Here is a 13,582-nt window from a genome sequence, read left to right on the forward strand (position 1 = left end):
CGGGCCTCAGGCCGGGCCCTTACCGGCCTCGTCGCAGGACTGGCAAAGCCCGGTCACTTCCATGACCTTGCGAAGCGTCCGGAAGTGTGCCGCTCTGGTCTGAAGATCGACCGCCTCCGCGATCGCGCTGGCCTCCACCGCCTCAACCGCGCCGCAGCCTTCGCACATCAGCAGGACACTGCCCGCGCCCGCCCCGGGGTCGGCGAGGCAATAGGCCTGCCGGCTTTCCACCCGGCGCACCACGGCGCATGCCATCAGCACTTCGAGCACGCGGTAGACACTGTTCGGCGCAACCTTCTTGCCGAGCGCGCTGCCAAGCCTTGCCGCGATCTCGTAAGCGCCGAGCGGCTGGGCCGAGCAGGCAATCTCGCGTAGCACGGCTTCACGGAACGGCGTGAGGCAGGCGCCGTGGGCGGCAAACTGCGCCGCCGCTCGCGCCCGCTGCTGCTGCCACGGTTCGTCCGTGTTTTCATGCCCTCCGCGAGGAACCGAAGATTCGTTCATCGAGCCAAGTCAGCTTTATGATCCGATAATCAGGCTTTCGCAGCGAAGGTCGCAACGAGAATCGGAGATCGCCCTGAAGCAGGCTAATTCACCAAGGGAGCCATGTCACGCTATAACATATCTATTTGGCGAATGCCTCTCCACTGAGGCTTGCTGGCGCATTGGAGGCCAGTTCTACCGCTTGGCTGCGGTGATTGGCCTTGCCACTCCGTACATCATGAATAGGTGACCGCATTCAGGGAGTGGCAGATTGTGACCCAGTGTCCCCAACTGGGTCGCTTACTGAACGGCAGCAATTTTCCGAAAGCGGGGCAAAGCCGCCATGCCGCTTTCGGGATCGCCCGGCCGCTCCGCGCGTGGTTGGAAGTGGGTGGTTTGTTGTCGCCCGGCCCACTGCCCACCCCGCTGCGACCAGGCGGCAAAGCCGCCAAGTCTCGCTCCCTTCCCGCTTGCGGGAGGGGCTGGGGGTGGGCCCGCGCGACGCCCGTAACGGGGCCGTTTCTGATGCGCGCTGGTGCGCAAAGCGCCGCTGTCTCGGCGCGTCCTACCCGCTCAGCGCGGGATTGCGCGCGGGCTTTCCTACACGCTGCGCAGCGCGCAAGGTGCGGGGCATGGCCTGCCACGACCATCCCCTTCGCCGCGCATCATCCTTGCCGATGGGGCATCACGATCAGAGGACGGTGCGATCAGGGGTCGGTTTTCCTTTCCTGGACAGTGTCTCATGTGTCTCCAACAGCCGCGCATGCCAGCTCGCCGCGCGCTGCGGGTTGCCTTTCCGACCAAGAGCCTCTATCCGCGCGGCCTTGTCCCGGCGCTTGTCGGGTGATTCCGTGCGGGAGCTCGCGGCAATGCACAGGCCGGGGCGTTTGACCGCTTAACATGACCTGCGCCTCTTCACCGGCGCGCAGGAACAGTGCGAACAAGGAGTTGGCCCGATGGCCAAGAAGATTGAAGGCTATATCAAGCTGCAGGTGCCTGCGGGCTCTGCCACCCCCTCACCGCCGATCGGCCCGGCTCTGGGTCAGCGCGGCGTGAACATCATGGAATTCTGCAAGGCGTTCAACGCCGCGACGCAGGAAATGGAAAAGGGCATGCCGATCCCGACCGTGATCACGGTCTATGCGGATCGCTCGTTCACCTTCATCACCAAGACCCCGCCGGCAAGCTTCCTGCTCAAGAAGGCAGCCAAGCTGAAGTCGGGCTCGAAGGAGCCGGGCAAGGTTTCGGCCGGCACCATCACCCAGGCGCAGATCAAGGAAATCGCCGAGGCCAAGATGGTGGATCTCAACGCGAATGACATTGACCAGGCCATGAAGATCATCGCGGGTTCCGCCCGTTCGATGGGCCTCGAAGTGGTGGAGGGCTGAACCGATGGCTAACCTGACCAAGAAGCGCAAGGCGCTCGCCGAACTCGATCGCGAGAAGCTCTACACCATCGACGAAGCGCTCAGCGTGCTGCGCCAGTTCAAGGGCAAGTTCGACGAAACCGTCGAAGTCGCCATGAACCTCGGCGTCGATCCGCGTCATGCCGATCAGATGGTGCGCGGCATGGTGTCGCTGCCCTCGGGCACGGGCAAAGATGTCCGCGTGGCCGTGTTCGCGCGCGGCGACAATGCCGAAAAGGCGCTCGCCGCCGGTGCCGACAAGGTCGGCGCGGAAGATCTGCTCGAAGACATGCAGAACGGCAATCTCGATTACGACCGCGTGATCGCCTCGCCCGACATGATGGGCATTGTCGGCCGCCTCGGTAAGGTGCTGGGCCCCAAGGGTCTGATGCCGAACCCCAAGCTCGGCACCGTGACCCCGAACGTGGCGCAGGCCGTGGCCGATGCCAAGGCTGGCCAGGTGGAATTCCGCGTTGAAAAGCAGGGCATCATCCACTCGGGCATCGGCAAGCTGTCGTTCTCGGACGATGCGCTCAAGGCCAACTTCAAGGCGCTGACCGAAGCCGTGGTGAAGTCGAAGCCGTCGGGTGCCAAGGGCAAGTATGTCCGCAAGGTCTCGCTGACGTCGTCGATGGGTCCGGGCCTCAAGGTCGACCTGTCGGAAGTCGAAGGCGCGTAACATCTATGGTGCGCTGCGGGTCTGCGTAGGGCTGGCGGCTGACCGATAACACGTTCAGACGGGCGCTCCGGTTCAGGCCGGCGTGCCCGTTTGACGTATTGTAATCCGGTGAGGCGATCACCATCTTGCGTGTAAGGCTGTGTTCATGCTCTCTTTTTTATCATGGCCTGCCATAACGATAAGGAATCGCGATGCCCTCACCCTCTCGGAACACATGGTGGCTTGATGCCAAATGGCTGGTGATGGCCAGCGCCATTGCCGCCTTCGCGGTTGTTCTGGGCTATGATGTGCGGCTCGGCATTGCCACGGGTGTCTTGCTGATGGCCACCGGCTTTGCCTGGCTATTGGTGGCGCTCTGGTTTGCGGCTGGCGCGCGTGCGCAGGCGTCACCCGTGCGGAGCCTGACGGAGCGTTATCAGCAACAGCTGCGCCAGCGCTTGCTGGCTGAACAGCGCGCGCGGGAGAGCAAGGCCAAGGCTCTCGTCAAGCCCGGACGGGCCGCCAAGCAGCCCTGATCGCTGGTCGTGGCTTTGGCCGGATCAGATGCCGCCCGGTGTCGCCGGGTAGCCAAGCCCTTCCAGCCCTTCGACCAGCCTTGCGGTGCAGCCTGCGAGATCATCCGCGCAGGTTGATCGCACCACGAAATTCGCGCCCACGCGTCCTTCGCGGAAGAACGGGTAGGAGCCGATCTGGCAATTGGCAAAGGCGGCTTCGGTCTGGCGGAGCAGATCGGCGACTTCGCTTTCGGCAACCCAGCAGCCGATGGTCTCCGACAGGAGCGGAGCGCCGCCTTCGAGCTGGCCCGTCAGCGCGTCGAGCATCCCTGCGGTGATATGCGGTACGCCCGCCATCAGGAAGATGTTGCCGCGCCGGATGCCGGGCGCGCCCGACATGCGGTTGGGGATGAGGTCTGAACCCTCGGGCACCCGTGCCATGCGCAGCCGCCCTTCGTTGAGACCGCCGCGCGTGGCGTAATAGCGTTCCAGCAAAGCGCGGGCATCCGGGTGGATCACCACCGGCACCCCCAGCGCAGCGGCCACCGCATCGACAGTGATATCGTCATGCGTCGGCCCGATGCCCCCGGTGGTGAAGAGGTAATCATAAGCGCTGCGCAGATCATTCACGGCCGCGACGATGCGACTTTCCACATCGGGCACCACGCGCACTTCGGCGAGGCGGATGCCCTGCACCTGAAGCCAGCTGGCGACCTGCGCGATGTTCTTGTCGTGGGTGCGGCCGGAAAGGATTTCGTCGCCGATGACCACAAGGCCAGCGGTCCAGATCTTGTCGGGAGAGGTCATACGATAAGGATTAGGTGAGAATGGCGTTAACGGGAAGAGCTTCGTCATTGCGCGCCGCTTCGCGGCTCGCAATGACGAGGAATGCAGCTATTCCGCCGCTTCCAGCTGCTCCTCGCCCGTGCGCGCATTGGCGCCCGGCTTGGTGAAGGTCAGGATGCCGTCGGTCAGCGGATCATCCTTCATCCGCTTGCGATCGACGACATATTCCTGATTGAGCCGCCACGGATAGCTGACCGAATTGCGCGGCATGATGTGCTTCCCGCGCTGGATATAGCCCGACGAGAAATCGAACACGTCATCCTGGATGATCTTCGCCTCATCAGCCGCGGTCAGCACTGGGGTGGCGATGCTGGTTCCGGTGCTGCGCATATGTTCGAGCACGCGGCACACGTAATCGGAATTGATGTCGGCCCGCAGCGTCCAGCTGGCATTGAGGTAGCCGAATACCACTGCCAAGTTCGGCAGGTTCGAGAACATGCAGCCCTTGTAGTAGAACCGCTCGTTGAACGCGACCGGCACGCCATCGACCCGCACATCGATCTTGCCGGCCACTGCCAGCTTGAGCCCCGTGGCGGTGACGACAATATCAGCAGGCAAGAATTGCCCATCGGTGAGCCTTACACCGCCCTTTTCAAACTTGGCGATGTGCCCGGTGACAACATCGGCCTTGCCTGCCTTCATCGCGCGGAACAGATCTTCGTCGGGCACGAGGCACAGCCGTTGCTCCCACGGATTATAGGGCGGGGTGAAGGCGTCCTTGTTGTAATCCGGGCCGAGGGCTTTCTCGATCTTCTTGTAGAGCGCGTCCTTCACCTTCTGCGGATTGTCGCGCGCCAGCTTGAAGCTGAAATCCTGCATTTTGATGTTCTTGAACCGGGTGAGCCGGTAGGCGAGCTTTTCCGGCAGGATCTTGCGCAGGAAATTGGCAACCGCGTCCTTGGCCGGGCGCGTGAACATCCATGTTGGGGTGCGCTGGAGCATGGTGACATGCGCCGCCTTGCGCGCCATCGCCGGCACGATCGTCACCGCCGTCGCGCCCGAGCCGATCACCACCACGCGCTTGTCTGCATAGTCGAGATCGTCGGGCCAGAACTGCGGGTGCAGCACCTGTCCCTCGAACTCGCCGAAATCGAAGCCCGGATCATAGGGCTCGTCGTAGTCGTAATAGCCCGCGCCGAGGTAGAGGAAGTTCGCGGTCATGCGGGTGCGCGAACCGTCGGCCTTTTCCATCTCGACATGCCAGCGCGCTTCGTCGTGGCGGAAATCGGCGCTGATCACCTTGTGGCCGAGGCGGATGTGCTGGCGGATGCCGCGCTCGTCGACGATCCGGTCGAGATATTCGAGGATCGCGGGGGCATCGGCGATCGACTTCTCGTGCCGCCAGGGCTCGAAATCGAAGCCGAGCGTGTGCATGTCGCTGTCCGAGCGGATGCCGGGATAGCGGAACAGATCCCACGTGCCGCCGAGATTGTCGCGCCGTTCGACGATGCAATAGCTATGGTGCGGGGCCTTCATGCCCATATGCGCGGCCATCCCGATCCCGGAAATGCCGGCGCCGACAATCAGCACATCGAAATGGGGGGGGGTTGCAAGCATGATCGGGCCTCTCTCCCTTATTGACAGCGATGTAACCACATGGGCGGAGCAAAAGCGAGTCCGATATGCAATTTGCAACTGACTTGCAGGCAGGCGCCTTGGCCGCGGGGGTATGAAGGTTTGCGAGGGGTAAGATTATTACGTGCCCGGCGGTCTTTATGAATTCATCCTGCCTCGCGTGGGGTGTTGTTGCATTTTTGCTACGACGCAAAAGAAGTTTGCCAGCACTCTTGTTAGCGAGTCGCGCACTGATACTCTCCTCCCCGCAACACCGGCACGGAACCTAATCGGCCCGGGTTGAGGGGAGAGAGAGATGTCACGGAAATTCGCAGTCTATGCTGCGGGCCTGATGGCTTGCAGCGCGCTTACCACCCCGGCATTCGCGCAGGATCAGGACGAGGCGGAAGCCCAGTCCGCAGTCAACGACACCACCATCATCGTGACGGCGACCCGCCGCGCGCAGGACGTGCAGGATATTCCGCTGGCTGTGACCGCGATCTCGCCGCAGCAGCTTGAGGCGCAGCGCGTCGTCAACATCCAGCAGATCGCTGCTCTGGCCCCCAGCTTTACCGCGAGCCAGGCACAGCTGGCCTCGGGCTCGGTCGTGCTGCGCGTCCGCGGCATCGGGACCACCTCGAACAATATCGGCTTCGAAAGCGCGGTCGGCATCTTCATCGATGGCGCCTATCAGTCGCGCCCCGGCGTCGCGCTCAGCGAATTTGTCGACGTGGAACGGGTTGAAGTGCTGCGCGGCCCGCAAGGCACGCTGTTCGGTCGCAACACTTCGGCTGGTGCGCTCAACATCACCAATGTGCGCCCCGATGTCACCGAATTTGGCGGCTTCGTGAATGCCGAATACGGCAATTTCGACGAAATCAGCCTGCAAGGCGCGATCAACGTGCCGATCGTGCAGGATACGGTCGCGTTGCGCCTGACCGGCGCTTTCCGCCAGCGTGACGGCTTCCTCGATGTGGTTGATCGCACCGGTGCCAAGATTGGCGAGACCAACAGTGTCGATCAATGGCTGGTGCGTGGCCAGATCGGCTGGGATACCGACAGCGGGATGCGCGGCCGGATCATCGCCGATTATTCCAAGAGCAAGTCGAGCTGCTGCGGCGCGATCGAACTGTACCAATCGCCGCTCGTGACGGGCGGTGCTTATGCTGCGGTCGGTCTGGGTCTCAATGGCGGCAACGGACAGCCGGTGGTGGCGACCACCCGCGATGATCAGGGCACCTTCGAGCGCGCGCTGCAGAACCGGACTGTCTCGGCCAACTTCGCTCCGGTTGCCGATATCGACAACTACGGCGTGACCGGCGAACTCGAATTCCCCGTCTCTGACAATGCCGATCTGATCTTCATCGGTTCGTACCGCAAGTATCAGAGCTTCGAGAATTACGATTCGGACTTCACCGCGCTCGATATCTTCAACGTGCCTGCGCTGAACCTTGATATCGATACCTGGACGGCGGAACTGCGGTTTCAGGGCGAAGCCATGGGCGGCAAGCTCAACTACATGTTCGGCGGGTTCTATTCGGACGAAAAGATCGACCAGTCGGTCAGCTTCTCGCTGGGACAGGATTTCGGCGAGAATGTCGGTGCCCTCCTGTTCGTGCCCACCGGCGGGGCGCTCGGCCCCAATCCGCTGACATTGTTCACCGGGATTGATCCGGCGGGCACCAGCAACACCAACCGCTTCCAGCAGGATGCCAAGAGCTACGCGATCTTCACGCACAATTCGCTGGAGCTTACCGATGGGCTCGAACTGACGCTGGGCGCCCGATATTCGTGGGAAGAAAAGTCGGGCGGGTTTGACCAGACGGCGATCAACAACCGGATCTGCCCGGCGACGCTCGGCGCGCTCGGGGCGATCCCGGCAGCGCTGCGGCCTTCGTTCATCGGTCTGGGCTGCTTCGGCTTCACCGCGCCGGCTGATCTGCCGCAAGCGGCCGCCCTGCCACTCGTCCGCACCTTCCAGTCGGAATTCAAGGACGAAGAGCTGATTTACACCGTCAAGCTCGGCTATGAAATCAGCCCGTTTGTGAGCAGCTATGCCAGCTTCACCCACGGCTACAAGGCAGGCGGGATCAACCTCGATACCACGGCTGCCGTTGCCGGGGCTGATCCGACCTTCCTGTCGGAAGAGGTTGATGCCTATGAACTCGGCATCAAGGCGCAGACCCCGAACCGCAATCTGACCGTCAACGTCGCGGCCTTCTATGAGAAGTTCACCAACTTCCAGGTGCTCGAATTCACCGGCACGGCCTTCGCCACGTTCAACGTGCCGATTGCCGAGACCCGCGGGGTCGAAATCGAAAGCCTGTTCCGGCCCAATGATGAGCTGACCTTCAACCTCGGGGCGACCTTCCTTGAGGCGAGCTATCCCGACGATTGCGCCGGGACGCAAACCTCGGTGCAGGTGGTTGCGCTGTGCGGCAATACCCTGACCAACGCGCCGCAAGTCGTCGCACTGCTTGGCGGGATGTGGGAAAAGCCGCTGAACGACTCGACCGAGTTCTTCCTGGCGGGCCAGATCCGGCTTGAAGGCGATCAGCGCACGTCCACCCAGGCGATCATTCTCCCGGATGCCGCGCAGATTGCGGCTGCCGGTGGGCTCCAGCAGGCCATTGATGCCGCACCGCCGATCATCGCCGACATTCAGGATGGCAAGGCCTTCATCAACCTGCGCGCGGGCCTGCGCTTTGCCGGCGGCAAGTATGCGATTGAAGGCTGGGTGACCAACCTGACTGACGAAGTCGTGCGCGGGGTGACCTTCAACACCACGCTGCGTGGCTCGGGTGCGGCCAACTCGCGTTCGGCCTTCTCGCTGCCGCCGCGCCAATACGGGGTGACACTGCGCGCCCAGTTCTGATTGCAAGGATCAGGCATAAACAAACCGGCCCGGAGCGATCCGGGCCGGTTTTTTGTTGGTCATCGTTTCAAAGCAACGGCGCAGCGACCGCAAGGGCCACCGGCAGCAGCTGCGTTCACATGCTTCTCGCGATCAGCATCTTCATGATCTCGTTCGAGCCGCCATAAATCCGCGCGATGCGGGTATCGCGATACATCCGGGCGATGGCGTAATCATTGATATAGCCCGCGCCGCCGTGGAACTGGAGGCACTTGTCGACGACTTCGCTCTGGAGCTCGGTCACCCAGTATTTCGCCATGCTGGCGGTTGCGACATCAAGCTTGCCTTCGAGCAGCTTGGCGATGCAGTCATTGACGAAGACCCGCGCCGCCGTGCCGCGTGCCTTCAGGTCAGCCAGCGTGAACTGGGTGTTCTGGAAATCCCAGATCGTCTTGCCAAACGCCTTGCGGTTCTTGACGTATTCGACGGTCACATCGAGCGCCTTTTCGATCCCGGTGATGGCGTTCATCGCGATGACTAGGCGTTCCTGCGGCAGTTCTCCCATCAGCTGGTAGAACCCGCGCCCTTCCACGCCGCCAAGCAGATTGTCGGCCGGGATGAACACGTTGTCGAAGAACAGCTCGGAGGTGTCCTGCGCGTCGAGCCCGATCTTGTCGAGCTTCTTGCCGCGCTGGAAGCCTTCGGCGCCTTCGGTTTCGAGCAGCAGCAGCGAGATCCCCTTGGCACCTTCCGCCGGATCGGTCTTGGCGACGACGATGATGAAATCGGCAAGCTGCCCGTTCGAGATCCAGGTCTTGGAGCCGTTGAGCCGGTAGCCATTGCCGTCTTTCAAGGCGGTGGTTTTGATCGATTGCAGGTCGGACCCGGCATCGGGTTCGCTCATCGCAATCGCGCTGACGAGATCGCCGGTGACGAGGCGGGGCAGATATCTCTGCTTCTGCTCTTCGGTGCCGTGGCGCACGAGATAGGGCAGGATGATGGTGTTGTGGAGCGAGGCGCCAAAGCCTTCGACCCCGTGCTTGGCCTGTTGATCGATCACCACCATGTCATGGCGGAAATCGCCGCCGTGGCCGCCATATTCGGTCGGCACCGAGACGCCGAGCAGGCCCGCTGCGCCCGCCTCGCGCCAGAATTCACGCTCGACCATGCCATCCTCGCGCCATTTCTCGATGCGCTTTTGCGGGGCATGCTGCTGGTAGAACTTGCCGACGGCATCGGCAAAGATGGCGATTTCCTCGTCTTCCATGAAGGCGGGCTGGGGCACGTCGATGACGGGCATTTTTAGGTCCTCTCTCTCACATCAAAAGTCCGTTCGCCCTGAGCCTGTCGAAGGGCTGCACTTCTCTTCAGAAGAACAGAACGGTGCTTCGACAAGCTCAGCACGAACGGCGCGTCGTTGTTACTTGCCCGTCCAGTTGGGCTTGCGCTTCTCGGCAAAGGCCGCCGCGCCTTCACGCGCGTCATGCGACATGAACACCGGCGCGATCAGCTGGCCCTGCTTGGCGTAGCGCTCTTCGATCGACCAGCCGCGCGATTGCTTCATCACCTGCTTGGAGACCTTGACCGCCAGCGGGCCATTGGCCGCGATCCTCGCTGCCAGCGCCAGCGCCGCATCAAGCGCAGGGCCTTCGGTCACGTCGTTGATGAGACCGAGCTGATAGGCGCGCTCTGCCCCGATGAAATCACCCGTCAGCGCGAGTTCGAGCGCGATCCGCTCGGGGATCTGATCGGGCAGCATCATCACGCCGCCCGCAGCCGCGACAAGGCCGCGCTTCACTTCGGGAATGCCGAACTTCGCATCTTTGTGCGCGACCACGAGATCGCAGGCGATCATCAGCTCAAGCCCGCCTGCCAGCGCATAGCCTTCGACCGCCGCGATCAGCGGCTTCTGCGGCGGCGCTTCGACGACGCCGCCAAATCCGCGCCCTTCGACGCTGGGGCGTTCGCCGCGCAGGAAGCCTTTGAGGTCCATGCCAGAGCAGAAGGTGCCACCCGCACCCGTCAGCACGCCGACGCGCAGATCATCCTCGGCATCCAGCCGGTCCATCGCGGCCGCGATCCCTTCGGCAGCCGCCTTGGTCATCGCATTCTTGGCCTCGGGCCGGTTGATGGTGACGATCAGCACGCCATCGCGCACTTCGGTCAACACTTCGTTTGCAGCGTCGCTCACGGGGGACATCCTCTCTCTTCTGTGTCCTGACAAAAATGACATTGCGAATTGAAACTCAATTCTTGTGCGAGTGGTGCAGGCGGTTTACGGACGCGTCAACTGCAATTTCGCTAAATCACAAGCTGAGAGAGGGATTATCATGGCAGAGGCTTACATCATCGACGCCGTGCGCACGCCGCGCGGGATCGGCAAGCAGGGCAAGGGCGCGCTGGCCGCGTGCCACCCGCAGCACCTGGCCGCCACGGTGCTGAAGGCGATTGCCGAGCGCAACAAGCTTGATACCAGCACGGTCGATGATGTCATCTGGTCGGTCTCGACGCAGGACGGGATGCAGGCGGGCGACATGGGCCGCATGGCGGCGCTCGATGCGGGCTATGACATCACCTCGTCCGGCACCACGCTCGATCGCTTTTGCGGCGGCGGCATCACCAGCGTCGCGCTGGCTTCCGCGCAGGTAATGAGCGGGATGGAAGACTGCGTCATCGCCGGGGGCACAGAGATGATGAGCCTGACTGCCGCGATGAGCCAGGAAAAGATGCGCGCCGGGATCAAGCCGCCGATGATGGGCAGCTATAACGAACGGCTCCAGAAGGTGCACCCGCAGTCGCACCAGGGCATTTGCGGCGATGCGATTGCCAGCATGGAGGGCTTCACCCGCGAGGAGCTGGACGAGGTCGGCTACCGCTCGCAGCAGCGCGCCGCCGAAGCGATTGCCGAAGGCCGCTTCGCCAAGTCGGTGGTGCCGGTGGTGGCCGATGACGGCACCGTGCTGCTCGACCGCGAGGAGTATCCTCGCCCGCAGACCACCCGCGAGGATTTGGCCAAGCTCGAACCGGCCTTCCCCAAGATCGCTGACGTGCCGCTCGACGCGGCGGGCACGACCTTTCGCAAGCTGATCAACCAGAAGTATCCCGATCTGGAGATCAAGCATTTCCACCATGCGGGCAATTCCTCGGGCGTGGTCGATGGCGCAGCGGCGGTGCTGATCGCCTCGAAGGACTATGCGCAGAAGCACGGCCTCAAGCCCCGCGCCCGCATCGTCGCCACCGCCAACATGGGCGATGATCCGACGCTGATGCTCAACGCGCCGGTGCCGGCGGCTAAAAAGGTGCTGGCCAAGGCGGGCCTCTCGAAGGACGATATCGACCTCTACGAGATCAACGAGGCTTTCGCAGTCGTCGCTGCCAAGTTCGTGCGCGATCTCGAGCTTGATTGGGACAAGGTCAACGTCAACGGCGGTTCGATTGCGCTCGGCCATCCGATCGGCGCCACGGGGTCGATCCTGATCGGCACCGTGGTTGACGAGCTGGAGCGGCGCGGCGGGCGCTATGGCCTCGTCACCATGTGCGCCGCGGGCGGCATGGCCCCGGCGATCATCGTCGAGCGGGTGGACGATTTCGTTGACTGAGGTCGCTGACAACACCCCCGTCATCATCGGGGTGGGCCAATATTCGGAGAGGGTGGGCGAGCCCGGCTATACCGCCCTCTCTTACATGGATCTTGCAGGCCGCGCGCTAGGAGCAGCGATTGCCGATAGCGGGGCGAGCGGTGACGTGGCAGGCGCCATCGACACCCTCGCCGCGATCCGCGCCTTCGAAATGTCGCGCCCAGATCGCAAGCCGCCTTTCGGCGCGGCGAACAACGTGCCGCGCGCGATTGCAAAGCGGGTCGGGGCAGACCCGAAGCGGGCGATCCTGACCACCACGGGCGGGCAGACCAACCAGCAATTGGTGGGCGAGTTCGCCAGCGCGATTGCGGCAGGCGACAGCCAATGCGCGGTGATCGTCGGCTCCGAGGCGATCTCGACCGTGCTGGCCTTGACGGCCAAGGGCGAAATTCCCGACTGGTCGGAAGAGATCGAGGGCGACTTCGAGGATCAGGGCTTCGGGGTCGAGGAACTGCTGGAGCCCGCGCTGTTCCTCCACGGCGCGAGCGGGGCGATCCCGCTCTATGCCCTTGCCGAGAACGCGCGGCGGCATCGACTGGGGATGGGGCTGGACGCATACCGGATGGAAATCGGCAAGCTGTTCGCGCCCTTCACGCGGGTCGCGGCGGCCAACCCGCATTCCGCGGCGCCCATCGAGCGCAGCGCCGAAGAGTTGGCGACTGTCACCGACCGCAACCGCATCGTGGCGGAACCCTATCCGCGCATGACCGTCGCCCGCGACCAGGTGAACCAGGCCGCTGCCATCATTGTCGCCTCGGCGGGCCTCGCGCGTGCGCTTGGCGTTCCCGAGGACAAGTGGGTGCACATCCACGCGGTCACCGCCGCGACCGAGTTGAAGCTCTCGCAGCGGCCTGATCTGGCGGGCAATCCCGCCTCGCTCGCCAGTGTCGACGCGGCGCTGGCGCGGGCGGGGAAGGGCATGGCCGATATGCGCTATCTCGACTTCTACTCGTGCTTCGCGATCCCGGTTTTCAACCAGTGCGACCACTTCGGGCTGAGCGCGGAGGATGACCCGCGCGGATTGACGCTGACCGGGGGCCTGCCCTTCTTCGGCGGGGCGGGGAACAACTACTCGGCCCACGCCATCGCCGAAGCGGTGCAGCGCGTGCGGGGCGACCGGGGCTCGTTTGCCTTGGTCGGCGCGAATGGCGGCTGGATGAGCAAATATGCCACCGGTATCTATTCGACCGAGCCCGCCGACTGGTCAGGCAATGACCGCTTCGCCGTGCTCCCCAAGGCGAGCGACAAGGTGCCCTTGGCGAAGGGCCCGGTCGATGCCGCGACGGTCGAGACCTATACCATCAACCGCGGTCCCAAGGGCGCCGAGGCGATCTTCATCGGCCGCTCCGACGCGGGCGAACGGGTGGTGGGCAATGCCGACCTCTCGGACGCGGCAACCGCTGAGGCCTTCGAAAGCGGAGAGCCGTTCGGCAAGCGGCTGTCGCTCACGCAGGATGAGCGCGGGCGGACTTTGGGGCGCCTCGCCACTTAGCCTCCGTTCGCCCTGAGCTTGTCGAAGGGCTGTTCTGCCTTCGATTGCCGCGGCCGGGAAAAGTGCTGGGCTTCGACAAGCTCAGCCCGAACGGGATTGGGGAACAGCCTCGATTGCCTCTGCCTTGCGCGAATCG

11 protein-coding genes are annotated in these 13,582 nt (G+C 63.4%); 6 read left to right on the top strand and 5 right to left on the bottom strand.

All coding sequences use genetic code 11. The features are described from left to right. Positions 1-6 precede the first annotated feature (6 nt). A complete protein-coding gene (locus SOQ14_RS09265) occupies positions 7-504 on the bottom strand; it encodes a Fur family transcriptional regulator (RefSeq protein ID WP_322897788.1) in 498 nt (165 codons plus the stop codon). 935 nt (positions 505-1,439) lie between these two features. Here SOQ14_RS09265 and rplK point away from each other — a divergent pair. The 3 genes from rplK to SOQ14_RS09280 all read left to right on the top strand — a co-directional run bounded on the left by rplK (position 1,440) and on the right by SOQ14_RS09280 (position 3,083). Beyond that, the gene (gene rplK / locus SOQ14_RS09270; RefSeq protein WP_322897789.1) at positions 1,440-1,871 is read left to right on the top strand and encodes a 50S ribosomal protein L11; all 432 of its coding nucleotides are present in this window, start codon (positions 1,440-1,442) and stop codon (positions 1,869-1,871) included. Between the two features lie 4 nt (positions 1,872-1,875). Continuing rightward, a complete protein-coding gene (gene rplA, locus SOQ14_RS09275) occupies positions 1,876-2,568 on the top strand; it encodes a 50S ribosomal protein L1 (RefSeq protein ID WP_322897790.1) in 693 nt (230 codons plus the stop codon). 191 nt (positions 2,569-2,759) lie between these two features. After that, the gene (locus SOQ14_RS09280; RefSeq protein ID WP_322897791.1) at positions 2,760-3,083 is read left to right on the top strand and encodes a hypothetical protein; all 324 of its coding nucleotides are present in this window, start codon (positions 2,760-2,762) and stop codon (positions 3,081-3,083) included. Positions 3,084-3,107: 24 nt separating this feature from the next. Here SOQ14_RS09280 and SOQ14_RS09285 read toward each other — a convergent pair whose 3' ends face one another. Both SOQ14_RS09285 and SOQ14_RS09290 read right to left on the bottom strand, forming a co-directional pair. After that, the gene (locus SOQ14_RS09285; protein WP_322897792.1) at positions 3,108-3,869 is read right to left on the bottom strand and encodes a competence/damage-inducible protein A; all 762 of its coding nucleotides are present in this window, start codon (positions 3,867-3,869) and stop codon (positions 3,108-3,110) included. Positions 3,870-3,956: 87 nt separating this feature from the next. After that, positions 3,957-5,465, bottom strand: coding sequence for a flavin-containing monooxygenase (locus SOQ14_RS09290; protein ID WP_322897793.1), 1,509 nt, complete (start codon positions 5,463-5,465; stop codon positions 3,957-3,959). A 313-nt stretch (positions 5,466-5,778) separates the two neighbouring features. Here SOQ14_RS09290 and SOQ14_RS09295 point away from each other — a divergent pair, with 313 nt between their 5' ends. Further along, complete coding sequence (locus SOQ14_RS09295; RefSeq protein ID WP_322897794.1) at positions 5,779-8,337, top strand: TonB-dependent receptor; 2,559 nt, start codon at positions 5,779-5,781, stop codon at positions 8,335-8,337. A 115-nt stretch (positions 8,338-8,452) separates the two neighbouring features. Here the strand turns inward: SOQ14_RS09295 and SOQ14_RS09300 are convergent, their stop codons facing one another. After that, complete coding sequence (locus SOQ14_RS09300; RefSeq protein ID WP_322897795.1) at positions 8,453-9,616, bottom strand: acyl-CoA dehydrogenase family protein; 1,164 nt, start codon at positions 9,614-9,616, stop codon at positions 8,453-8,455. A 120-nt stretch (positions 9,617-9,736) separates the two neighbouring features. Then, a complete protein-coding gene (locus tag SOQ14_RS09305) occupies positions 9,737-10,507 on the bottom strand; it encodes a crotonase/enoyl-CoA hydratase family protein (protein WP_322897796.1) in 771 nt (256 codons plus the stop codon). Between the two features lie 139 nt (positions 10,508-10,646). Between SOQ14_RS09305 and SOQ14_RS09310 the strand changes: the two genes are divergently transcribed. After that, complete coding sequence (locus SOQ14_RS09310; RefSeq protein WP_322897797.1) at positions 10,647-11,915, top strand: acetyl-CoA C-acetyltransferase; 1,269 nt, start codon at positions 10,647-10,649, stop codon at positions 11,913-11,915. Then, positions 11,908-13,446, top strand: coding sequence for an acetyl-CoA acetyltransferase (locus SOQ14_RS09315; protein WP_322897798.1), 1,539 nt, complete (start codon positions 11,908-11,910; stop codon positions 13,444-13,446). The genes SOQ14_RS09310 and SOQ14_RS09315 overlap by 8 nt, the downstream gene beginning before the upstream one ends. Positions 13,447-13,582: the final 136 nt, after the last annotated feature.

The organism is Erythrobacter epiphyticus (assembly GCF_034653295.1).
GTDB lineage: Bacteria > Pseudomonadota > Alphaproteobacteria > Sphingomonadales > Sphingomonadaceae > Erythrobacter.

Excerpts from the sequence above, each read along its gene's own strand:
- SOQ14_RS09265 (WP_322897788.1), bottom strand. The coding sequence starts at position 504 with ATGAACGAATCTTCGGTTCCTCGCGGAGGGCATGAAAACACGGACGAA.
- rplA (WP_322897790.1), top strand. The coding sequence starts at position 1,876 with ATGGCTAACCTGACCAAGAAGCGCAAGGCGCTCGCCGAACTCGATCGC.
- SOQ14_RS09280 (WP_322897791.1), top strand. The coding sequence starts at position 2,760 with ATGCCCTCACCCTCTCGGAACACATGGTGGCTTGATGCCAAATGGCTG.
- SOQ14_RS09310 (WP_322897797.1), top strand. The coding sequence starts at position 10,647 with ATGGCAGAGGCTTACATCATCGACGCCGTGCGCACGCCGCGCGGGATC.
- SOQ14_RS09290 (WP_322897793.1), bottom strand. The coding sequence starts at position 5,465 with ATGCTTGCAACCCCCCCCCATTTCGATGTGCTGATTGTCGGCGCCGGC.
- SOQ14_RS09295 (WP_322897794.1), top strand. The coding sequence starts at position 5,779 with ATGTCACGGAAATTCGCAGTCTATGCTGCGGGCCTGATGGCTTGCAGC.
- rplK (WP_322897789.1), top strand. The coding sequence starts at position 1,440 with ATGGCCAAGAAGATTGAAGGCTATATCAAGCTGCAGGTGCCTGCGGGC.
- SOQ14_RS09300 (WP_322897795.1), bottom strand. The coding sequence starts at position 9,616 with ATGCCCGTCATCGACGTGCCCCAGCCCGCCTTCATGGAAGACGAGGAA.
- SOQ14_RS09285 (WP_322897792.1), bottom strand. The coding sequence starts at position 3,869 with ATGACCTCTCCCGACAAGATCTGGACCGCTGGCCTTGTGGTCATCGGC.